The 21720-nt window shown below is 62.9% G+C and carries 21 protein-coding genes; 8 read left to right on the forward strand and 13 right to left on the reverse strand.

Annotated features, from left to right (window positions below; genetic code table 11):
• The first annotated feature begins 246 nt into the window (after positions 1-246).
• The 3 genes from OYT13_RS19295 to OYT13_RS19305 all read left to right on the forward strand — a co-directional run bounded on the left by OYT13_RS19295 (position 247) and on the right by OYT13_RS19305 (position 2536).
• Entirely contained in the window at positions 247-1479 is a 1233-nt protein-coding gene (locus OYT13_RS19295) for an acetylornithine transaminase (protein WP_051060096.1), read from the forward strand.
• Positions 1480-1562: 83 nt separating this feature from the next.
• Positions 1563-2060: a GNAT family N-acetyltransferase gene (locus OYT13_RS19300; protein WP_150562643.1), complete on the forward strand. Its 498-nt coding sequence runs from the start codon at positions 1563-1565 to the stop codon at positions 2058-2060.
• Complete coding sequence (locus OYT13_RS19305) at positions 2057-2536, forward strand: GNAT family acetyltransferase (protein ID WP_017232795.1); 480 nt, start codon at positions 2057-2059, stop codon at positions 2534-2536. Before OYT13_RS19300 ends, OYT13_RS19305 begins: the two co-directional genes overlap by 4 nt.
• Before the next feature lie 118 nt (positions 2537-2654).
• Here the strand turns inward: OYT13_RS19305 and OYT13_RS19310 are convergent, their stop codons facing one another.
• From OYT13_RS19310 to OYT13_RS19340, 7 genes are all read right to left on the reverse strand, one after another.
• Positions 2655-3368, reverse strand: coding sequence for an ABC transporter ATP-binding protein (locus tag OYT13_RS19310; protein ID WP_017232794.1), 714 nt, complete (start codon positions 3366-3368; stop codon positions 2655-2657).
• Complete coding sequence (locus tag OYT13_RS19315) at positions 3368-4141, reverse strand: ABC transporter ATP-binding protein (RefSeq protein ID WP_017232793.1); 774 nt, start codon at positions 4139-4141, stop codon at positions 3368-3370. The genes OYT13_RS19310 and OYT13_RS19315 overlap by 1 nt, the downstream gene beginning before the upstream one ends.
• 21 nt (positions 4142-4162) lie before the next feature.
• Positions 4163-5299 carry an ABC transporter permease subunit gene (locus tag OYT13_RS19320; protein WP_017232792.1) on the reverse strand — a complete coding sequence of 379 codons (1137 nt, stop codon included), beginning with the start codon at positions 5297-5299 and terminating at the stop codon, positions 4163-4165.
• 18 nt (positions 5300-5317) lie between these two features.
• Complete coding sequence (locus OYT13_RS19325; RefSeq protein WP_017232791.1) at positions 5318-6268, reverse strand: branched-chain amino acid ABC transporter permease; 951 nt, start codon at positions 6266-6268, stop codon at positions 5318-5320.
• 212 nt (positions 6269-6480) lie between these two features.
• A complete protein-coding gene (locus OYT13_RS19330) occupies positions 6481-7689 on the reverse strand; it encodes a branched-chain amino acid ABC transporter substrate-binding protein (RefSeq protein WP_017232790.1) in 1209 nt (402 codons plus the stop codon).
• Positions 7690-8409: 720 nt separating this feature from the next.
• The gene (gene ispH / locus OYT13_RS19335) at positions 8410-9384 is read right to left on the reverse strand and encodes a 4-hydroxy-3-methylbut-2-enyl diphosphate reductase (protein WP_017232789.1); all 975 of its coding nucleotides are present in this window, start codon (positions 9382-9384) and stop codon (positions 8410-8412) included.
• An 8-nt stretch (positions 9385-9392) separates the two neighbouring features.
• The gene (locus tag OYT13_RS19340) at positions 9393-9848 is read right to left on the reverse strand and encodes an FKBP-type peptidyl-prolyl cis-trans isomerase (RefSeq protein WP_268566837.1); all 456 of its coding nucleotides are present in this window, start codon (positions 9846-9848) and stop codon (positions 9393-9395) included.
• A gap of 162 nt (positions 9849-10010) precedes the next feature.
• Between OYT13_RS19340 and radC the strand changes: the two genes are divergently transcribed.
• From radC to nadB, 4 genes are all read left to right on the forward strand, one after another.
• Positions 10011-10685: a RadC family protein gene (gene radC / locus OYT13_RS19345; RefSeq protein ID WP_017232787.1), complete on the forward strand. Its 675-nt coding sequence runs from the start codon at positions 10011-10013 to the stop codon at positions 10683-10685.
• Positions 10686-10910: 225 nt separating this feature from the next.
• Positions 10911-11144, forward strand: a complete 234-nt coding sequence (gene rpmB, locus OYT13_RS19350) for a 50S ribosomal protein L28 (RefSeq protein ID WP_017232786.1) — start codon at positions 10911-10913, stop codon at positions 11142-11144.
• A gap of 16 nt (positions 11145-11160) precedes the next feature.
• Positions 11161-11328, forward strand: a complete 168-nt coding sequence (rpmG, locus tag OYT13_RS19355) for a 50S ribosomal protein L33 (protein ID WP_017232785.1) — start codon at positions 11161-11163, stop codon at positions 11326-11328.
• Between the two features lie 242 nt (positions 11329-11570).
• Positions 11571-13175: an L-aspartate oxidase gene (gene nadB / locus OYT13_RS19360; protein WP_268566838.1), complete on the forward strand. Its 1605-nt coding sequence runs from the start codon at positions 11571-11573 to the stop codon at positions 13173-13175.
• 103 nt (positions 13176-13278) lie between these two features.
• On the opposite strand, the gene nadC is transcribed toward nadB, so the two are convergent.
• The 6 genes from nadC to purN form a co-directional block, all read right to left on the reverse strand.
• The gene (nadC, locus tag OYT13_RS19365) at positions 13279-14166 is read right to left on the reverse strand and encodes a carboxylating nicotinate-nucleotide diphosphorylase (protein WP_268566839.1); all 888 of its coding nucleotides are present in this window, start codon (positions 14164-14166) and stop codon (positions 13279-13281) included.
• Positions 14167-14180: 14 nt separating this feature from the next.
• Positions 14181-15314: a quinolinate synthase NadA gene (gene nadA, locus OYT13_RS19370; protein ID WP_268566840.1), complete on the reverse strand. Its 1134-nt coding sequence runs from the start codon at positions 15312-15314 to the stop codon at positions 14181-14183.
• Between the two features lie 94 nt (positions 15315-15408).
• A complete protein-coding gene (locus tag OYT13_RS19375) occupies positions 15409-16605 on the reverse strand; it encodes a DesA family fatty acid desaturase (protein ID WP_017232781.1) in 1197 nt (398 codons plus the stop codon).
• Between the two features lie 313 nt (positions 16606-16918).
• Complete coding sequence (locus OYT13_RS19380; RefSeq protein ID WP_261938058.1) at positions 16919-18313, reverse strand: mechanosensitive ion channel family protein; 1395 nt, start codon at positions 18311-18313, stop codon at positions 16919-16921.
• A 46-nt stretch (positions 18314-18359) separates the two neighbouring features.
• Complete coding sequence (locus OYT13_RS19385; protein WP_017232779.1) at positions 18360-19631, reverse strand: RsmB/NOP family class I SAM-dependent RNA methyltransferase; 1272 nt, start codon at positions 19629-19631, stop codon at positions 18360-18362.
• Positions 19632-19825: 194 nt separating this feature from the next.
• Entirely contained in the window at positions 19826-20476 is a 651-nt protein-coding gene (gene purN / locus OYT13_RS19390; protein ID WP_017232778.1) for a phosphoribosylglycinamide formyltransferase, read from the reverse strand.
• Positions 20477-20714: 238 nt separating this feature from the next.
• Here purN and OYT13_RS19395 point away from each other — a divergent pair, with 238 nt between their 5' ends.
• Positions 20715-21707, forward strand: a complete 993-nt coding sequence (locus OYT13_RS19395; protein WP_026131737.1) for a bifunctional riboflavin kinase/FAD synthetase — start codon at positions 20715-20717, stop codon at positions 21705-21707.
• Positions 21708-21720 lie beyond the last annotated feature (13 nt).

Consider the following 21720-nt stretch of genomic DNA (forward strand, 5'->3'; position numbering starts at 1 on the left):
GCGCCGCGTCACCGACTTATGCTTGCCGACATGAACCTGATTGCCATCGCCTCGATCCGACGTCGCCATACGCTGCCCCAACCGGGATGCCGCGCGGCACGCTATCGACTGCGATAACTCGCAGGTTCTCAAGCACAGCGAAGCCACGGGCAACCCCCGTGGCTTTTTTTATTGTTCCGTCCCGCTCACCCTCGTCCTTCGGAGACCGTCATGTCGCTTGCCAACCCGTCCGCCGCTGCATCGCCCATGGCGTCCGCCGCCCCCAAGGCGGCACGCCACGCCAGGTTCGCTGAATTCCCCACGCAGGCGTTGCTGCCCATCACGTCGCGCCCCGAGCTCGTGTTCACGCACGGCAAGGGCGGCTGGCTGTATGACCACGAGGGCAAGCGCTATCTCGACTTCATTCAGGGCTGGGCGGTCAACAGCCTCGGCCATTGTCATCCGGTGATGCGCGATGCGCTCGCCACACAAAGCGCGTTGCTGCTCAATCCCAGTCCCGCGTACTACAACGTGCCGATGATCGAGCTGGCCGGCCTGCTCGCCACGCTCTCGGGACTCGGCAAGGTCTTCTTCGCGAACAGCGGCGCCGAGGCGAACGAGAGTGCGATCAAGCTCGCGCGCAAGTGGGGCCAATTACATCCGAACCCGTCGGGCGGTGCTCGTTTCGAGATCATCACGTTCAAGGATGCCTTCCACGGCCGCACGCTCGCCACCATGTCGGCGAGCGGCAAGCCCGGCTGGGACACGATCTTCGCGCCGCAGGTGCCGGGCTTCCCGAAGGCCGAACTGAACAATATCGCCTCCGTCGAAGCCCTCATCGGCCCCGACACCGTCGCGGTGATGCTCGAACCGATTCAGGGCGAAGCCGGTGTCGTGCCGGCCACCGACGTGTTTTTGAAGGAACTGCGCACACTCACGAAGTCGCGCGGACTGTTGCTGATCGTGGATGAAGTGCAAACCGGCTGCGGGCGCACCGGCACCCTCTTCTCGCATCAGCAGGCGGGCATCGTGCCCGACATCATGACGCTCGGCAAAGGCATTGGCGGCGGCGTGCCGCTCGCGGCGATGCTCTGCGGCGACGAATTCGCGGTCTTCCAGCCGGGCGATCAGGGCGGCACGTACAACGGCAATCCGCTCATGTGCGCCGTTGGCCTCGCGGTCATGCGCACGGTCAGCGCACCGGGCTTCCTCGAATTCGTCCGCGCCCAGGCCGACTACCTGAGCGCCGGATTGCAGCACCTGTCGTCGCGTTACGGTGGCGAGGGCGAGCGCGGTGCCGGCCTGCTGCGGGCATTGCTGCTCGGGCGCGACATTGGCCCGCAACTGGTGGAAGCTGCACGTGAGATGACCCCCGACGGGCTGCTGCTCAACGCAGCGCGTCCGAACCTGCTGCGCTTCATGCCCGCACTCAACGTGAGCCGCGACGAGATCGACCAGATGCTCTCGATGCTCGACACGCTGCTCGCCAAGCATGCTTAACGAATCGACGTGATGCGCGCCGCGACATGCCCGGCACTGCCGGGCGGCGCGGCGCTCACCCTATCGCACAGGAGGCACCCTCAATGAACGATCTGAGTCACGCGCACCCGACACCGCCCGCCGACGCCATCGTCGACATTTCTTCCGATCCGGCACGGCTCGACATCGGCTTCATCCATCACGCGCTCGCGACGCAAACCTATTGGGCGAAGGACATCCCACGCGTGACGCTCATGCGCGCCATCGCGCACTCTCTGTGCTTCGGCGCCTATGCCACACAGGTTGAAGGCGGCGCGGCGCGTCAGGTGGGCTTCGCGCGCGTGATCACCGATCGTGCAACGTTCGCCTACCTGGCCGACGTGTTCGTTGATCCGTCGATGCGCGGGCTCGGCATCGGCAAGCGCCTATGCGAGAACGTGCTGGCGCATCCCGCCTTGCAAGGGTTGCGGCGTTTTCTGCTCGCCACCACCGACGCGGCGGGCCTTTATGCCCGCTACGGATTCGAACCGCTCGACCCGGTGAACAAGATGATGCAGATCCATCGCCCCGACATCTACACCAGTCAACAGGACGCGCCATGATCGCCCCGCCCGCCGACATTCATATCCGCGGCTTCGACGACGCCGACACCGACGCCGTGCTCGCTCTCTGGCGCGACGCGTTTCCCGAATACCTCTCGGCCGACAAGCCGCACCGCGAGCCTCGCCGCTCGATCGCCAACAAGGTTGCCATGCGTGACGGGTTGTTCTTCGTCGCCGTACGCGAGCAGACAATCGCGGGCACCGTCATGGCCGGGTATGACGGCCACCGCGGCTGGGTCTACTCCCTGGCGGTAGGGCGTGCGCTGCGACGTCGCGGCGTGGCCAGCGCCCTGCTTCGCCACGCAGAATGCGCGCTGGCCGAGCGCGGCTGCCTCAAGCTCAACTTGCAAGTGCTCACGCAATCGCGCGATGTGCTGGCGTTCTACACCGCGCACGGCTATGCGGCCGACGATGTCGTGAGCCTCGGCAAACGCTTGCCGCTCGCGCCGGGCGCGGCGCCGTCGACATCGCTGTAGTCCGGTTCGACGGGACCGCGTTGCGCGCATAGCGCTCGACGAAAAGCACAAAGGGCGCCGGAGTTGCCTTCGGCGCCCTTCGATCGTCGTCCGGCTCACGCCGGACGCTCATGCTTGCTTATTCCCCCAGATACGCGGCGCGCACCTTCGGATCGTCGAGCATGTCTTTCGCATCACCGGTCATGGTGACCAGACCGCTGTCCATCACATAAGCGCGGTGCGCGGCCTGGAGCGCCAGGCGCGCGTTCTGCTCCACGAGCAGCACCGTCACCCCTTCGCCCGACACCGTACGCACCACCTCGAAGATCTTCTCCACCATGATCGGCGAGAGTCCCATCGACGGCTCGTCGAGCAGCAACAGCTTGGGCTGACTCATGAGCGCGCGCGCCATGGCAAGCATCTGCTGCTCGCCGCCCGACAACGTGCCGGCGAGCTGGTCACGACGCTCCTTGAGGCGTGGGAAGATGCCGAACATCTTGTCGACGTCCTGCTTGATCCCCGCGGTGTCGTTGCGCAGATACGCGCCCATCTGCATGTTCTCGAGAATGGTCATGCGCGTGAAGATGCCGCGCCCTTCCGGCACCATCGCGAGCCCCCGCTTGAGCAGATCGAACGCCTTCACACCGCGAATCGACTTGCCCAGATACTCGATGTCGCCATCGGCCCAAGGCAGCAGACCTGTGATCGCCTTCATCGTGGTCGTCTTGCCTGCGCCGTTCGCGCCAATCAGCGTGACCAGTTCGCCCGGCTGGATGCTCAGGTCGATCCCCTTGACCGCCTTGATCCCGCCGTAAGCGACTTTCAGGCCCTTGATCGTCAACATTGCGCTCATCAATGGCCTCCCGAACCCAGATACGCTTCAATCACCGCCGGATTTTTCTGCACATCCTGCGGCAAACCCTCGGCAATCACCTTGCCGTAATCCAGCACCGTCATGCGGTTGCACAAGCCCATCACCAGCTTCACGTCGTGCTCGATGAGCAGAATCGTCTTGCCGTCGCTACGGATCTTGTCGAGCAAGCCGCGCAGCTCCACTTTCTCGGTCGCGTTCATGCCTGCGGCCGGCTCGTCGAGCGCGAGCAGCTTCGGGTCGGTCGCCAACGCACGCGCAATCTCCAGACGGCGCTGGTGGCCGTACGAGAGGTTCGCCGCCGTGTAGTTGGCATACTTCGCCACGCCCACATACTCGAGCAACTCCATCGCGCGATCGCGAATGGCACGCTCCTCGGCCTTCGCGCCCGGGTAACGGACGATCGCGCCGATCACGCCCATCTTCGTTCGCACGTGGCGGCCGACCATCACGTTCTCGACCACGGTCATGCCGCCGAACAGGCGGATGTTCTGGAATGTACGGGCAATCCCCGCCTTCGCCACTTCGTGCACGGCGGTCGGCTTGTAGGCCGAACCATCGAGCCTGAATTCGCCGGAGTCCGGCGTATAAAGGCCGGTGATCACGTTGAAGAACGTGGTCTTGCCGGCACCGTTCGGGCCGATCAGCCCGTAGATTTGCCCCGGCTTGATCTCCAGGCCCACATCGGTGAGGGCCTGCAGACCGCCGAAGCGCTTGTTCACGCCCTTGACGGACAGAAGAATTTGTTCGCTCATAGTCAGGTCATCTCCCTCAACTTACAGTGTCCGCTCTTCTGGACGCGGCGACGGCCACAGGCCGGCCGGACGGTACAGCATGATCAGGATCATGGCCAGACCGTACAGCAACTGCCGGATCACTTCGGGATCGACGATGACGCTGCCAAACAGGCTCGTTTGCAACGGGCCCATGGTCGAGCGCAGAACTTCCGGGAACGCCGAGAGCAGGATACCGCCCAGGATCACCCCCGGAATGTGGCCCATGCCGCCGAGCACCACCATCGAGAGCACAATGATCGACTCCCAGAAGGTGAACGACTCGGGCGAGACGAAGCCCTGGAACGCCGAGAACATGCCGCCGGCCACACCACCGAACGACGCGCCCATGGCAAACGCGAGCAGCTTGATGTTGCGCGTGTTGATACCCATCGCCTTGGCGGCAACTTCGTCTTCACGGATGGCCACCCAGGCGCGTCCGATGCGCGAGTGCTGCAAACGCACGCAGACGAACGCGATCAACAGCGCCAGGAAGACGAACAGGTAGTAATACATGTACACCGAAGCGACCTGGATCCCGAAGAAGTTGTGCACCTTCGAGAAATCGAAGCCGGCAAACGACGCGGGCTCGATGCCGGTGATCCCCTTCGGGCCGTTGGTGATGTTCACCGGCCGGTCCAGGTTGTTCATGAAGATACGGATGATCTCGCCGAAGCCCAGTGTCACGATGGCCAGATAGTCGCCGCGCAGACGAAGCGTCGGCGCGCCGAGCAGGATGCCGAACGTGGCCGCGACCGCCGCCCCGATCGGAATCGTGAACCATATCGGCACATGCAGCCCCCCCGGGAACAGATGCGCGATCCACGCGAAGTGGAGCGTGAGGTGAGGCGAGCTGAGGAAAGCGGTGACGTACGCACCCACGGCATAGAACGCGATGTACCCCAGGTCGAGCAGGCCGGCGAAGCCCACCACGATGTTCAGGCCCAGCGCGAGCATGATGTAGAGCAGCGCGAAGTCGAGCACGCGCACCCAGTAGTTGCCGCCGGCGTAGCCGACGAGCACCGGCGCGACAATCGCCGCAATGAGGAAGAATGCGAGGCCGCGATAGGCCTTGCGCGTGGCCGCCGCCGCAGAGATCTGCGTGGCCTCGCCAGTGGAGGTTTGCACGGGTTGATTCATGATGTCGTTTCTCCCCGCTTATGCACGATCCGCCACGCGCTCGCCGAGCAAACCACTCGGACGGAACACGAGCACCGCGATCAGGACAATGAAAGCGAACACGTCCTGATAGTTACTGCCGAACACACCACCGGTCAGATCCCCGATGTACCCCGCACCCAGCGCTTCGATCAGGCCCAGCAACACACCGCCGACCATCGCGCCCTGCAGGTTGCCGATACCGCCCAGCACCGCCGCCGTGAACGCCTTCATCCCGGGAATGAAGCCCATGTAGAAGTGCACGTTGCCGTAGTTCGACGCCATCATTACGCCCGCGAGCGCCGCGAGCCCACCGCCCAGCGCGAACGTTGCGGAGATCACGAAGTTCGGGTTCACGCCCATGAGGCCGGCGACGTTGCGATTTTCCGCGGTGGCCCGCATGGCGCGGCCAAGCTTGGTGCGGTTCACAAGCTGCGTGAGACCGAACATCACGAGGAAGGCAACGACCACGATCACGACACCCGTGCCGTTGGTCACGGCGCCGATTTGGTCGCCGTGTTGCGGAATCACGGTCATGGCGTCGGTCGGCAGCAGTTGCGGGAACGAGAGCGGGTTGCGCGACCAGATCAGCATGGCGATCGTCTGCAAGAGCAGCGACACACCGATCGCGGTGATCAGCGGCGCCAGACGCGGCGCATTGCGCAACGGCCGGTAGGCCACGCGCTCGATCACGAAGTTGGTCAAGGCACACACGGGCATACACACGAGCGTGGCAATGGCCAGCATGAGCGCCGGGTTCATGTCCGGCGCGATTTTCAACAAGAGATTGATGGTGGATAGCGCGACCATCGCGCCGATCATCATCACGTCGGCGTGGGCGAAATTAATGATGCCCAAAATGCCATAGACCATCGTATAGCCCAGTGCAATGATCGCGTAGACGCTACCAAGCACGAGGCCGTTCAAGATTTGTTGGATAAAGATATCCATGAAGCTAACTCCTTGTCCCGAGAACGGGCTCTCGACACGCTTGCCCGATCGGGCGCGCGAGGGGGTCGAGAGAATTGCGGGTAATGAGGCGTAATCCTGTGTCAGGAGGGGGGGCCGTGCCCGTCATGCAGGCACGGCGTATTTCCGCAGAGATCGAAACGGCACCGAACGGGTAGGCAGCGGTGCCGTTTCATGGCGCAAATGCCTTAGAGTTACATCTTCACCACGTCAAGCACGCTCTTCTTTTTGTCCTTGTAGTTGTAGAGCGTGATCACCGGTTCCTTCATGTCGCCCTTGCTGTCGAAGGCGATGTGGCCGATAACGCCCTTGTAGTCGGTGGCCGGCATGGCGGCCAGGATCTTGGCCGGATCGGTCGAGTTGGCACGCTTCATGGCGTCGATGATCACGTTGACAGCGTCATACGTGAACGGGGCGTAGATCTGGATCGGCTGGTTGAAACGGGCTTCATAACGCTTCGAGAAGTCCGCGCCGCCTTCCATCTTCGACAGCGCCATACCCGCTTCCGAGCAGACGATGTTGTCGATCGCGTCGCCGGCCAGTTCGGCCACCTTGTCGGTACACACGCCGTCGCCGGCCAGCACCTTGGCACCAATGCCCAGTTCCTTCGACTGCTTGGCGAACGGGCCGCCGGTCGCGTCCATACCGCCGTACATGATGATGTCCGGACGCTCGCCCTTGATCTTCGTCAGAATCGCGCGGAAGTCCGTGGCCTTGTCGTTGGTCGCGTCGTGCGAGAGCACCTTCAGGCCGTTAGCCTTCGCGGTCTTCTCGAACTCGTCGGCCAAGCCCTTGCCGTAGGCCGTTGCGTCATCGACGATGGCCACCGATTTGGCACCCAATGCCTTGGTCGCGTAGTTGGCCAGTGCCGGGCCCTGCTGAGCGTCGGTAGCCACCACACGATAGGCCGTCTTGAAGCCCTGCTGGGTGTAGGCCGGGTTAGTGGCCGACGGGGAGATCTGCACGATGCCAGCATCGCTATAGATCTTCGAGGCCGGGATCGTGGTGCCCGAATTCAAGTGGCCCACCACGGCAACGACCTTCTCGTCGACGAGCTTCTGGGCGACCTGCGTTGCGGTCTTCGGATCGGCCGCGTCATCTTCAGCCAGCAGTTCGAGCTTGACCGGCTTGCCGTCGATGGTCAGGCCCGCCTTGTTGGCTTCTTCGATAGCGAGGCGTGCACCATTTTCGTTATCTTTGCCCAAGTGAGCAATTTGGCCCGTCAGCGGCGCAACGTGACCAATTTTAACTACAACCGCATCGCCGCCCCCGCTGGCGGCAGTCGTCGCGGCGGGCGCCGAAGCGGCGCCCGAATCGGCCTGCTTTTCTTCCTTCTGACCGCATGCCGCCAACAGCGTCACTGCGGCAACGACGGGCAGTACCTTCGCGAACTTGAGTTGCATGTGATTATCTCCAAATTGTCGGCGGATGAATAACGCCAGTAACGCCAATTCAACGTTTCGTATGCGAAACGCGCGCATTGTAACTCCATTCTTTGCGGATGCGATGCTCGCCGCCACAGGGTTTTCCATAATGGAGGCCTAAGGTTTTATACCGACTTGTGCAACCCGATTTTTTCAAAAGCGCAACCCCGGATTGGTTAAAGGTTTTACACACCGTGCCCACCGGTGCGGGTAACGTCATGGTGCAACCGATGCACCAGTCATGGGCTCGGACACAGCAATAACTAGATATGCAAGTTGCATGCCCGCGCTATCTGGAGCGCTTGTTCTAATTAAGGGAATAAATAAATAATTGATTTTCTGGAAAGCGAATGCTAATTGCTCAATCAATTCTGTATTCGCTGAATTGCGTGTCGAGTCGACAAGTTTTATCTAACAAGACGCCAAAATCGATGAAATGCGTCGCGCGGATTATCCGCGAAATTCAATTTGATTTTGCATAGATTCCGCAAGACGAATCCCGAGCGCGATCTGCGATTCGGTGAGCGACGCGGCGCTTGCGTCAGGGAGGGTCGACGCGCGGGGTCGTGGGGAATCCGGCGCGGGGAGGCGAGGCAAAGGAAGGAGGCAAAAAAAACCCGGGGCCACGTAATATGGCACCCGGTTTGTCAGCCATGCGGGGTTACCGCTGGCCGATCGGCATTGTTGCGACGACGGCGCTTAGCCGGCCGCCACCGGCACAAGACCCTTCGGAAGCGGGAACGCAATATTTTCTTCCACGCCATCGAGCACTTTGACCTGATTGACGCCCAGCTCACGCAGACGCGAAACGATCGATTGCGCCAGCACTTCCGGGGCCGACGCCCCCGCCGTCACGCCAATCCGGCGTTTGCCGTCGAACCACTCCGGCTTGAGTTGCTCCGGCGCATCGATCATGTACGCGGGCACGCCCATCTTCTCGGCCACTTCGCGCAGGCGATTGGAGTTGGAACTGTTCGGGCTACCAACGACGACCACCACGTCGCACTGCGGCGCCATGAACTTCACTGCATCCTGGCGATTCTGCGTGGCGTAGCAAATATCCTGCTTCTTCGGCTCGGTAATCGAAGGGAAACGCTGCTTGAGTGCATTGATCACCTCGGCGGCGTCGTCGACGGATAGCGTCGTCTGCGTCACATAGGCGAGCTTGCTCTCATCGGCGACCTGGAGCGCCAGCACGTCGTCGATCGTCTCGACGAGGAACATGCCCTCGCCCGACTGCCCCATCGTGCCCTCCACTTCCGGGTGCCCCTTGTGGCCGATCATGATGATCTCGAGCCCTTGGCTACGCATCTTCGCGACTTCGACGTGCACCTTGGTGACGAGCGGGCAGGTGGCATCGAAGATGCGCAGGCCGCGCGCTTCCGCCTCGGCCCGTACGGCCTGCGACACACCATGGGCACTGAAAATCAGCGTGTTGCCCGCCGGCACGTCGGTCAGCGCCTCGACGAAAATCGCGCCCTGCTTACGCAGGTTGTCAACGACATAGGCGTTGTGCACGATCTCGTGGCGCACGTAAATCGGCGCGCCGTACATCGCGAGCGCGCGCTCGACAATCTCGATCGCGCGGTCGACGCCCGCGCAAAAACCGCGCGGCTGGGCCAGAAGAATTTCCGCATCCGACAGGGTCGGTGCTACGACTTGGGTGGCGCTCATTTCGATTCCTACAGAATGCCGATAATCTGGACTTCGAACACGATCGGCTGGCCGGCCAGCGGATGGTTGAAGTCGAACAAGGCCCAGCCGTCACCCAACTCTCGCAGGATGCCCGCATAGCGGCCGCCGCTCGGCGCGTTGAACTCGACCAGATCGCCAACGCTATAGGCTTCGCCAAAATTGCTGTTTTCCTGCAACGTCTTCATCGAAACGCGTTGCAGCAGCTCCGGGTTGCGCGGGCCGAATGCCTGCTCCGGCGCCAGCTCGGTCCGGCGGCGCGCCCCGACCGTCATCCCCAGCAGCGACTGCTCCAACGTCGGCGCCATCTGGCCGCCGCCGAGTTGCAGCGTCGCCGGCGTACCTTCAAAAGTGTTGACAATGTCCGCGCCGTCGGGGGCGGCGATCCGGTAGTGGAGCGTCAGATAGGAATCGTCTTGAACCACAGGGGTTACGGCAGAACTCATGGGGGTCTCACAGCAAGGTCAAGCTAATATTGTAAAGGACGGCGCGTTGCGCGTCCGGCTCCCCATCGAAGCAGCCCCGATTTTTTCCTGTCGACGGCATCGTTTGTGATATTCGTGGCACCCGCGATCATGCGCGCGATGGTGTCCCTCCTTGGAGTCGTCATGTCCATCGCTCAATGGCCGCTCGCCGAGCGTCCCCGTGAAAAAATGCTGGCCCGCGGTGCCGGTGCGCTGTCCGATGCCGAGTTGCTCGCCATCCTGTTGCGGACGGGCTCGCACGGGCGCAATGCCGTCGATCTAGGTCGCGAATTGCTGGCGCGAAGCGGATCGCTGACTCGGCTGCTCGCCACGCCCTTCGAGACGTTACGGCAAATTCCGGGGCTAGGTCAGGCCAAAATTCTGCAATTTCAGGCCGCCCTCGAAGTGGCGCGCCGCATGCTGGGAGAAGGCATGCAGTCCGGCAATCTGCTCGATTCTCCGGCGCGCGTGCACGACTATCTGCGCCTCACATTGCAGGATCGGTCGCGCGAGCGCTTCGCGTGCCTCTTTCTGGATGCCGCGCATCGGCTGATCAGCACGCGCGTCATGTTCGAGGGAACGCTCACCCAGACCTGCGCCTATCCGCGCGAGATTGTGCGCGCCGCGCTCGACGTGCACGCGGCGGCCGTCATCGTCGCGCACAATCATCCGTCCGGCGTGCCTACCCCAAGTGCGGCCGATCTGGCGCTCACGCGCCAGTTGGGCGACGCGCTGGCGCTGCTGGAAATCCGGCTGCTCGACCACTTCATCGTGGCCGGAACCCGCGTGTATTCACTCGCGGAGAACGGCGAGCTGTGACACCCCACAACAACATCTGCACAGAATTTTGGCAGTTGGGTCGCGTTCGCGCAGCGCTTGCGCTATAATCCGTCCCTTCCCGAATCTCCGACAGACGTTTCCCGCCAGGGACTCGCATCCTGCATCGCGAAAGCGATTGATTTGTCTGGGATTTTTGTGGTATCATCGCGGTCTGTCTTTTCGACTCACCTTTTTTTACACAGAATTCTGGGTTAGGAGTGCTTCATGGCACGCGTATGTCAAGTGACCGGGAAAGCGCCGATGGTCGGCAATAACGTTTCCCACGCCAACAACAAAACCAAGCGTCGTTTTCTTCCGAACTTGCAAAATCGCCGGTTCTGGGTTGAGACCGAAAACCGCTTTGTGCGCCTGCGCATTTCGAAGGCCGGCCTGCGCCTGATCGACAAGAACGGCATCGACGCCGTTCTGGCGGACCTGCGTTCGCGCAACGCCATCTAAGTTTTAGGAGATCATCATGGCAAAAGGCGCTCGCGACAAGATTAAGCTGGAATCGACCGCTGGCACGGGTCATTTCTACACGACCACCAAGAACAAGCGTACCCATCCGGAAAAGATGGAAATCAGCAAGTTCGATCCGGTGGCTCGTAAGCATGTGGCTTACAAGGAAACCAAGATCAAATAAGATCAACAGGTTTTCTCGCAGCGGTTCGCTGCTGCGTTCGATACCCCGCCACAGGCGGGGTTTTTCGTTTGGGCGTCCCGAAATTCGCAACGCTACGCTATGCGTAGTCACGCAACATAGAATTTCTCCGATGTGCGCATAGGGTCATGTGTCGCGCGCGTATTGACTCGCTATACTGGCTCATTTCCCATCACGAGAATGGCACCACGCCCGTGGCGTCGATTCCAGAGAGCGCGCGTATCATGAATTTCGATGTCGTCATCGTCGGCAGTGGGCTCGCCGGCCAGTCCGTCGCCCTGCACCTGGCCAAAACCTGCCGCGTAGCGCTGGTCGCCAAACGCCCCATGCCCGAAGGGGCCAGCGACTGGGCACAGGGCGGCATCGCCGCCGTGCTCGACTCGACCGATAGCGTCGACGAGCATGTTGCGGACACCCTCATCGCCGGCGCCGACCTGTGCGACGAAGCCGCCACGCGATTCATCGTCGAACACAGCCGCGAAGCCATCGAATGGCTCATCGCGCAAGGCGTGCCGTTCACCCGCGACGACGCCGCCGAACTCGGCTTCCATCTGACGCGCGAAGGCGGCCATAGCCACCGCCGCATCATTCATGCCGCCGACGCCACTGGGCACGCCGTGATCGCCACGCTCACCGAACGCGTGCGCCAGCATCCGAATATCACCGTCTTCGAGAATCACTTCGCGGTCGATCTGATCACCTCCGACCGTGCCGATGCGGCACCGACAGCCGGGCGTCATTGCCAAGGCCTTTACGTGCAGGATCTCGGCACCGGCGAGGTCCACGCCATGACGGCGCGGCACACGGTGCTGGCCACGGGCGGCGCGGGCAAGGTGTATCTCTACACGACGAATCCCGACACCGCGACCGGCGACGGCATCGCGATGGCGTGGCGTGCCGGTTGCCGCATCGCGAACATGGAGTTCATCCAGTTCCACCCGACCTGTCTTTATCATCCGTACGCCAAGTCGTTCCTGATCACGGAAGCCGTGCGCGGTGAAGGCGGACGCCTGGTGTTGCCCGACGGCACTCGCTTCATGCCGCAACACGATCCGCGCGCCGAGCTGGCACCGCGCGACATCGTGGCGCGCGCCATCGATTTCGAGATGAAGCGGCACGGTCTGGACTGCGTGTATCTCGACATCAGCCACCAAAGCCCCGAATTCCTGCACGAGCATTTCCCCACGATTCTGGCGCGCTGCGCTGAACTGGGCATCGACATCACGAAGCAACCGATTCCGGTGGTGCCGGCAGCACACTATACGTGCGGCGGCATCGTCACCGACATGCGCGGCCGCACGGACCTGCCAGGACTCCATGCCGTCGGCGAAGCCACCTACACCGGCCTGCATGGCGCCAACCGCCTTGCCAGCAACTCGCTGCTGGAATGCCTGGTACTCGGCAAGGCCACTGCCGAAGATATTCAACGGGACGAAGCGACGCCGCCGCCGGCAGAAGACGTCCCGGCGTGGGATGAGAGCCGTGTCTCGGATGCCGACGAAGAAGTGGTGGTCGCGCATAACTGGGACGAATTGCGCCGCATGATGTGGAACTACGTCGGCATTGTGCGCACGACCAAGCGGCTGGAGCGGGCGCAGCATCGTATCGCCCTGCTGCGCGAGGAAATTGCCGAGTACTACGCAAACTTCCGCGTGAGCCGCGATCTGTTGGAATTGCGCAACCTGGTCGACGTGGCGTCGTTGATCGTTGACAGTGCCCTGTCGCGCCACGAGAGTCGCGGCCTGCACTTCTCGCGAGACTTCCCCGACACCCTGCCGAAGGCCCTGCCGACCGTGCTTTCGCCCGTGTTACCGCGTCGCGCCCGCTGATCGGCCACCGATCGACGCACACCGCCGCACCGGCGAAAGCAAAAAGGCCGCAGAGGGAAACCCTGCGGCCTTCGATCTTGCGCATGACAGGCGCGAACGGCGCTTACCCCACCGTCTCCAAAATCCGCATCGAAAAATCGGTCGCGCGAACATCCTTGGTCAGTGCACCGACGGAAATCCGATCGACGCCCGTTTCCGCAATCGCTCGCAGCGTTTCGAGATGGATCCCGCCCGAAGCCTCGAGCACGGCGCGGCCATCCGTGACGCGTGCCGCCTCGCGCATCATTTCCAAGGTGAAGTTGTCGAGCAGGATCGAGGTCGCGCCGCATTCCAGTGCCATTTCCAGCTCCTCGAGCGACTCCACCTCGATCTGCACCGGCGCACCGTCGGCCAGACGGTCGGCGTTCGCCAGCACTTGCCGAATGCCGCCGGCCGCTGCGATGTGGTTTTCCTTGATGAGAATGCCATCGTAGAGCGCCAGGCGTTGATTCGCCCCGCCGCCCACGCGCACGGCGAACTTCTGCGCGAGGCGCAGGCCCGGCAATGTCTTGCGCGTGTCGAGCACCCGCGCCTTCGTGCCCTCGACGATATCCGAATAACGACGCACCGCCGTCGCGACGCCGGAAAGCAATTGCAGGAAGTTCATCGAAGTGCGCTCCCCCGTGAGCAGCGCGCGCGCCGGGCCGTGGATATCGCACACCGCCGAGTCGGGCGTCATGCGCTCGCCTTCCCGGTAGTGCCACTGGACGCGCACCGAGGCATTGACCCCTTGCATGCAGCGCTCAAACCAACGTACGCCGCACAGCACCGCCGACTCACGCACGATGATGCGCGCGTGCGCCATTTCCTCGGACGGTACAAGCAAGCCGGTCAAATCGCCGGCGCCGATGTCTTCCGCGAGCGCGTCGCGCACGTTGCGCGCGAGCGCCGCCTCGAGCGGCTCGCCGAACGCGGCGAAATCGGGCGAGAGCGCCTCGTCGGTATTCAGCATTTTGGATGACGTCATCATGCGGGGCCCACGCCGGCAAACAGCGCACCATCGCGCGCGAAATCGCCACTGGCGCGGACGTTCTGCTTGCGCGCCTCGGCGAACTTCAACATTCGGTCGATACAGGTGTGGGCGCGGCGGCCGATCTCCGCATCCACGTGAATCTCATTGCGCCCCGACGCCAGTACGTCGGCCAGATTCTGCAAACTGTTCATCGCCATCCACGGGCAGTGCGCGCAGCTCTTGCAGGTGGCACTGTTGCCGGCCGTCGGCGCTTCGATGAAACGCTTGCCCGGCGCCGCAGCGCGCATCTTGTGCAGAATGCCATTGTCGGTCGCCACGATGAACTCGGTTGCCGCCATCGTCTGAGCGGCCGTGATCATCTGCGACGTCGAACCCACCACATCGGCCTGTTCGACGACCGAGGCGGGCGACTCCGGATGCACCAGCACCTTGGCGTTCGGAAATTCCCGACGCAGCACTTCCAGCTCGGTCCCCTTGAATTCGTCGTGCACCAGGCAAGCGCCCTGCCACAAGAGCATGTCGGCGCCCGTCTGCTTCTGGACGTAACTGCCCAGATGACGATCCGGCGCCCAGAGAATTTTCTTCCCCTGCGCGTGCAGATGCGCCACGATTTCCAACCCGATCGACGACGTCACCATCCAGTCGGCTCGCGCCTTCACGGCAGCACTGGTATTCGCATACACGACGACCGTTCGGTCGGGATGCGCATCACAGAATGCAGCGAACTCGTCGGCGGGACAACCGAGATCGAGCGAGCAGGTCGCATCGAGATCGGGCATCAGAATGCGTTTTTCGGGACTCAGAATCTTCGAGGTCTCGCCCATGAAACGCACGCCGGCCACCACGAGCGTCTTGGCTGAATGGTCTCGGCCGAAACGGGCCATTTCGAGCGAGTCAGCCACACAACCGCCCGTCTCTTCGGCGAGATCCTGCAAGTCGGCGTCGACGTAGTAATGGGCCACCAGCACAGCATTCTGCTCTACGAGCAGGCGCTTGATTCGGGCCTTGAGGGCTTCGCGTTCTACTTGCGATGGCGCATCCGGGACCCGTGCCCACGCATGGGCAACACACGTGGCGCCGCTCGGTGCGGGGCGCTCGAATTGTACGGATTTGATTGAGGCGTTCATTTTCACGTGGCCCGCGGGGGGACCGGGAATGACAAAACCCCGCCTTGGCGGGGTTTTGATTATGCGTCAAAAACGAATTTCTGGCTGAGCCCGTTCATGCGTAACGGCGCAGACGCGTCGCAAACTCCTGCAGCGCGTGAATACCGCTCTGTTCCGCGCGATGGCACCAGTTCTGCAACTGGCCCAGGAGCTGTTCGCGCGATGCATTCGAGCGCTCCCAGATGCCGGCCAGCTCACGACGCAGTTCGTAATACGTCTTGACGGCATTGCTGTGCGCGAAGATCTCGCCCAACTGTTGTTTCTGCGGCTCTTGCAGCGAAGCTTCGTCGTGATGCAGCCACTTGCTCGCGCCACGCAGCAACTGATACTCGCCAAGCTGACGCTTTTCCTTGAAGCGCGCCAGTTCCTGACCGTAGGCACGCTTGAATGTCTTGGCGTATCGCTCCATCACTTCGTAGCGGTTCGAGAGCACGGCCTGCAGCGTGTCATCGTCGCACGCTGCCTTGTTCTTCGCGAGCTTCGGCGTCGGCGCGATCTTCTTCACCTTGGCCAGACCCAGCGCAGACAACACACGGATATAGAGCCAGCCGATGTCGAACTCATACCACTTGTTCGAGAGCTTGGCCGACGTCGCGTACGTGTGGTGGTTGTTGTGCAGCTCCTCACCGCCGATGATGATGCCCCACGGCAGCAGGTTGGTCGACGCGTCCGCGCAATTGAAGTTGCGGTAACCCCAATAGTGGCCCAGACCGTTGACCACGCCGGCCGCCCAGAACGGAATCCACACCATCTGCACGGCCCACACCGTCAGGCCGACCGCGCCGAACAGGGCGATGTCGATGATCATCATGAAGCTCACACCCAGAATCGGATAGCGCTTGTAGAGATGATTCTCGATCCAGTCGTTCGGCGTGCCGTGGCTGAACTTGCGCAGCGTTTCTTCGTTCTTCGCTTCGGCGCGATAGAGTTCGGCCCCTTCGGCCAGTACTTTCCACAGGCCGCGCGTTTGCGGGCTGTGCGGATCTTCCGGCGTTTCGCACTTGGCGTGGTGCTTGCGGTGAATGGCAGCCCACTCGCTGGTGACCATGCCAGTGGTCATCCACAGCCAGAAACGGAAGAAATGGGCGACGATCGGATGCACGTCGAGCGCGCGGTGCGCCTGGCAACGGTGCAAGTAGATCGTCACGCCCGCGATCGTCACATGGGTGACGATCAACGTGAACAAGGTGATCTTCCAGCCGCTCCAGTCGAGCAGGCCGGTCGAGATGAATCCAAGGAGACTGTCCAGCAAAATATCACTCCAAACTAATCAATACGGTAGCAATCACGGCATCGCTGCCGTGTCTTGTCTTGTCGGGCCGGTAGGGCATCGATGGCCGTCGCGTCAGGTCTCGTTCTTGAGCTCGCTTGACGCTTGGATTCGCTGAAGATCGGCAAGTTGCTGAATGCCGGGGCGAGATGGGCGGAAAACGTGCCAGTGAACGTCGGGTTTTTATCGTTTGGCAAGCATTTTACCTGACGGACTGACGCCCGTGTGTAACGTCCCCGCCACGCATTTTGTCGCAGGTCAACCCGCTGCCCCGGGGAAAAGCATCAATTCCGGGCTATGCAGGCCGCTTGGCGCCGTCTTCGGCCTGCTGTGGCGCGCGTTCAGACGATTCTGCCGGCAACACCGTCGGATGCGCACCGCCGACCGGCACGCCATCGGTCCAATCATTCAGAATGCGTATTTCGCGCTGCGCATACGGAATTTCAATACCATGCTCACGAAAAGTGCGCCAAATCCGCAAATTGATCTCAGAACGAATCGCGCCACTGCCCTGAGCCGGATCTTGCACCCAGAAGCCCATTTCGAGATCCATCCCATCCGCGCCGAAGTTCAACAACAACGCCGAAGGCGCCGGATCGGCCAACACGCGGGGAATGCCCACGGCCGCCTTGAGCATCAGCGACATCGCCAGTTCGACGTCGGCACTGTAAGCCACCTGCACATTGACCTTGGCGCGCCCGCGGGTCTCGGTAAAGGAGTGATTCTGGACGACGTTCGTCACCAGTTGCTCGTTCGGCACCAGGGCTTCGACGCCGTCCAGCCCCCGAACGACCGTATAGCGCGTATTGATCTGCGAAACCGTGCCGTGGTACGGGCTGACGGTAATGAGGTCGCCAATGCGCACCGAGCGGTCGAGCAAGATAATGAAGCCCGACACGAGATTCGACGCGATCTTCTGCAAACCGAAGCCCAGCCCCACGCCGAGCGCGCCGCCGAACACCCCGAGCACCGTAACGTCGATGCCGACGAACGACAGCGTCGTGAGCACCGCAATCAGCGTCAGCACGCCCTTGACCAGCCGCGAAAGCACCACCTTCAGATTGCCGTCGAGCGTGGCCGTGCGCATGATCCGGTCTTCAATCAGCGCCCCCACCCACATCGCCAGCACGAGCGTCACGCCGATCCAGAGCAGGCCGGAGAGGATCGAGAGCAACGTCAGATGGCTCGAGCCCACGGCGAAGCGCACGCTGGCGAGCCACTTCAGGATGTCGTCGTGGACACCGAGCACGTACGCCAGCATTGACAGCCAGGCGAGCGCCGTGAAAACGCGCTCGAAGACTTTCAGCAGCCCCGACGCGTGGGGAGACGACGCGAACAATCGGCGCGCGAGATAAAACGCCAGATAGATGAGCGCAGTGCCGAAGAGCGGCACCTCCGCGAGCATCAGCAGCGAGACGTGCGTGTAGTCCTGCAGCACCACGCGCGTGAGCGCCACGCAGATCCAGCCGAAAATCGGGAAGAAGGCGCGACGCAGGCTCGACGACCCCGCCCGGCGCGCCGGTGCGACACGCTCGAAATGACGGTCGAGCCGGCCGATCATCCAGCGCCGCAGCACGAAGGCAACGACAAGCGCGAGCGCGAGCGCCACGACCTGCCAGACGACCTGCGGTTCGCCGACATCACGCACGACATCACGCACCAATCTCGCGAAAGCCGGACTTTCCTGCATCGCTCTCTCTCTTCTTGTTTTTTGTTAGCCGACGCCGAGCACAGCGTTACGCCGAACGTCGCTCGAACACGGCGGCGAAAAAGCCGTCGGTCGCGTGGCGGTTCGGCAGCAATTCGAGATACTCGCCCGTGTCGATGTCGATTTTCTGCGCTGCAAGCAACGCATTCGCCGGTAACAGCGCGAAATCCGGATGTGCGGCCGCAAACGCCTCGGCGATGGCACTGTTCTCTTCGTTCAGCAGGCTGCACGTAGCGTACACGAGACGGCCGCCCGGCTTCACCAGACGTGCTGCGCTCGCGAGGATCGACGCCTGCTTTTGCGTGAGCTCCGCGACCGACTGTGGCGACTGACGCCATTTCAGATCCGGATTGCGACGCAGCGTGCCAAGCCCACTGCAAGGGGCGTCGACCAGCACGCGGTCGATCTTGCCCGCCAGACGCTTGATCTTGCTGTCGTTCTCGCTGTCGATCATGACCGGATAGACGTTCGACAGGCCGCTGCGCGCCAGACGCGGCTTGAGCTTCGCCAGGCGCTTTTCCGAGATATCGAACGCGTAAAGGCGCCCCGTCGAACGCATCTGCGCGCCGATGGCGAGCGTCTTGCCGCCGGCCCCGGCGCAGAAGTCGACGATCATCTCCCCGCGACGCGGCGCGACCAATTGGCACAGCAACTGGCTTCCCTCGTCCTGAACTTCGATCGCACCGGAAATGAACAGCGGATGCTTTTGCAGTGCAGGCTTGCCGGCCAGACGAATGCCGTTGGGCGCGAACGGCGTCGGCTCGGCCGAAAAGCCGTCCGCACGCAGTTGCGCGAGCACATCGTCCCGGTTCGCCTTGACCACGTTCACACGGCAGTCGAGCGGCGCGGGCTGGTTAAGGGCCGCAGCGAGCGCTTCGAGTTCAGTGCCGTCGAATCGCGTGGCCAGACGCTCATAGAGCCATTCCGGCAAATTGGTGCGCACGCGAGCAGACAGGCTGGCCGGGTCGATCTGACCGACGTGCTCGAGCCACGAGACTTCATCGGGCGTTGCCACCAGTTGCACCGACGCCAGACCGCGCGTGAACGCCAGACCGAGCAATGCCAGGCGTCGCTCCAGCGGCCCGGAGCCACTGCCTGCATGCTGACCGAATTCGAGCTTGCGGCGCAGAATGGCGAAGACCGTTTCCGCCAGCACACCGCGCTCGCGGTGGCCCAGCTTGGCGTTGGCGCGGAAGTACGTGCTCACAAGCGTATCGGCCGGACCGCTGAACGTCAGCACGCTGCCGAGCAGGCGTTGCGTGTGCTCGAAGAGTGCGGGCGACAGGTGCTCGCCGCGCATGCGGGCCGTCTCGGCGGGCGGCGCCTCCGGGCGGCGATCGTTGCGTGAACGGTCGTAGCGGTCAGGGCGGACATATCGCTCCTGACGCTCTCCCGCCTGCCCGCCCTTTGACGGCTGACGGGTATCGGTGGATCGGCCACCGGCGCGATGACCGGATTGATTGGCGCCATCGCGGCGCTGTGTCGGGCGGGTGCTCATGCGTCCTCACCAAAAAGCCATTGCGGATCGGGCGTGCCGTCGGCCCCGGGCGTGGTCGTCACGCGGCCATCGGCCACGACCAGACGATCTTCCACGAACCAGCGCACGGCGCGCGGATAAATGATGTGTTCCAGCGGCAGAATGCGCTCGGCCAGCGTCTCGGGGGTGTCTCCTGCCCGCACCGGCAAGGCCGCCTGCAGGATGTACGGGCCGTGATCGAGCTCGGCCGTGACGAAATGCACGGTTGCGCCCACGACCTTGCAGCCGGCGTCGAGCGCGCGGGCGTGCGTTTGCAGACCCGGGAAGGCAGGCAACAGCGACGGGTGAATGTTCAGGAGTCGGCCGGCGTAGCGCTCGGTAAAGCCCGGCGTCAGAATGCGCATGAAGCCGGCGAGCACCACCACATCGGGCTGATGGCGATCGATCTCGGCGGCAAGTTCGGCGTCGAACGCCTCGCGCGTCTTGCCCTGGCTGGGCACCACGGCCGTAGCGATGCCGTTTTCCTGGGCGAATGCCAGGCCTTCGGCGTCGGCGCGATTGGTGATGATGGCCGCCACGCGGGCCGGCCAGCCTTCTGCGGTACAGGCACGGACGATGGCCTGCATGTTGCTGCCTCGTCCGGAAATCAGGATGACAATGTTCTTCATCGCAGGATTTTATCATTGGTGCGACGCACCAGACACGTGGCATTGACCGCGTCGTGCGCCGCGATGGCCCCGAAGCGTTTATAATTCAACGTTCTGCGGCGCCGCAATGTCGGATCGGCCGTCCTGCGCCGCCCTGGGCTCGCCCCGTCGCCGCAGGCCGGTGGGTCTTCGCATCCGCGCCGCGCGGGATTATCCACCAACGCTCAATTCGACGTCCTGACCTGACGCTTCCATTATCGTGCGAGTCTTCCGGGGTCTACCCAACGCGCAGAGCAAAGCGCCCTGCGTGCTGACGATCGGCAATTTCGACGGCGTGCACCTGGGCCACCAGGCGCTGCTCGCTCGCGTTCGCGCCTCGGCGGCCGCACGCGGCCTACCGGTGTGCGTGATGACGTTCGAGCCGCATCCCCGTGAGTATTTCATGCCCGACCGGGCGCCCGCGCGCATTTCCAACCTGCGCGACAAGTTCGAGGCGCTTCGCTCGCATGGGGTCGACCGCCTGGTGGTGGAACACTTCAACGCCCATTTCGCCGGCCAGTCGCCTGAAGACTTCGTGCGCAATATCATCGTCGACGGGTTGCACACCCGCTGGCTGCTCGTGGGCGACGACTTCCGCTTCGGCGCGAAACGCGCGGGCGACATCGAATATTTGCGCGATGCCGGCCGTCGCTTCGATTTCGTCGTCGAACAAATGCCGACCTTCGCACACGACGGCGTGCGGATTTCCAGCTCCGAAGTGCGCACGGCGCTCGCCGACGGCAATTTCGAGCGCGCCCACGCGCTGCTCGGCCGTCCGTACGCGATCACGGGCCACGTCGTGCATGGCATGAAGCTCGGCCGCAAGCTGGGCTTCCCGACGCTCAATCTGCGCATCGCCCACAAGCATCCGGCGTTGACGGGAATTTTCGTCGTGCAGGTGCATGGCCTGGCGGACCGACCGCTGCCCGCCGTGGCCAGCCTGGGTTGGCGCCCGACCGTGGACGATTCCGGGCGCGTGCTGCTCGAAGTCCACCTGCTCGATTTCGACGGCGATTGTTATGGCAAGCTGGTGCGTGTGGAATTCTTGCAGAAGCTGCGTGACGAAGCCAAATTCGACGGTCTGGCCGAACTGGAAGCGGCCATCGCGCAAGACACGCGCGAGGCGCGCGCCTACTTCGCGCATGCGCTTGATGCCAACAGCCCGAGCGCACGACGCGACTTTGCCACCTCGGCTACCGACCGAATTAGTTGATCTTCGCCCGCGT

It is taken from the genome of Pandoraea sp. XJJ-1 (genome assembly GCF_026802345.1).
GTDB lineage: Bacteria > Pseudomonadota > Gammaproteobacteria > Burkholderiales > Burkholderiaceae > Pandoraea > Pandoraea cepalis.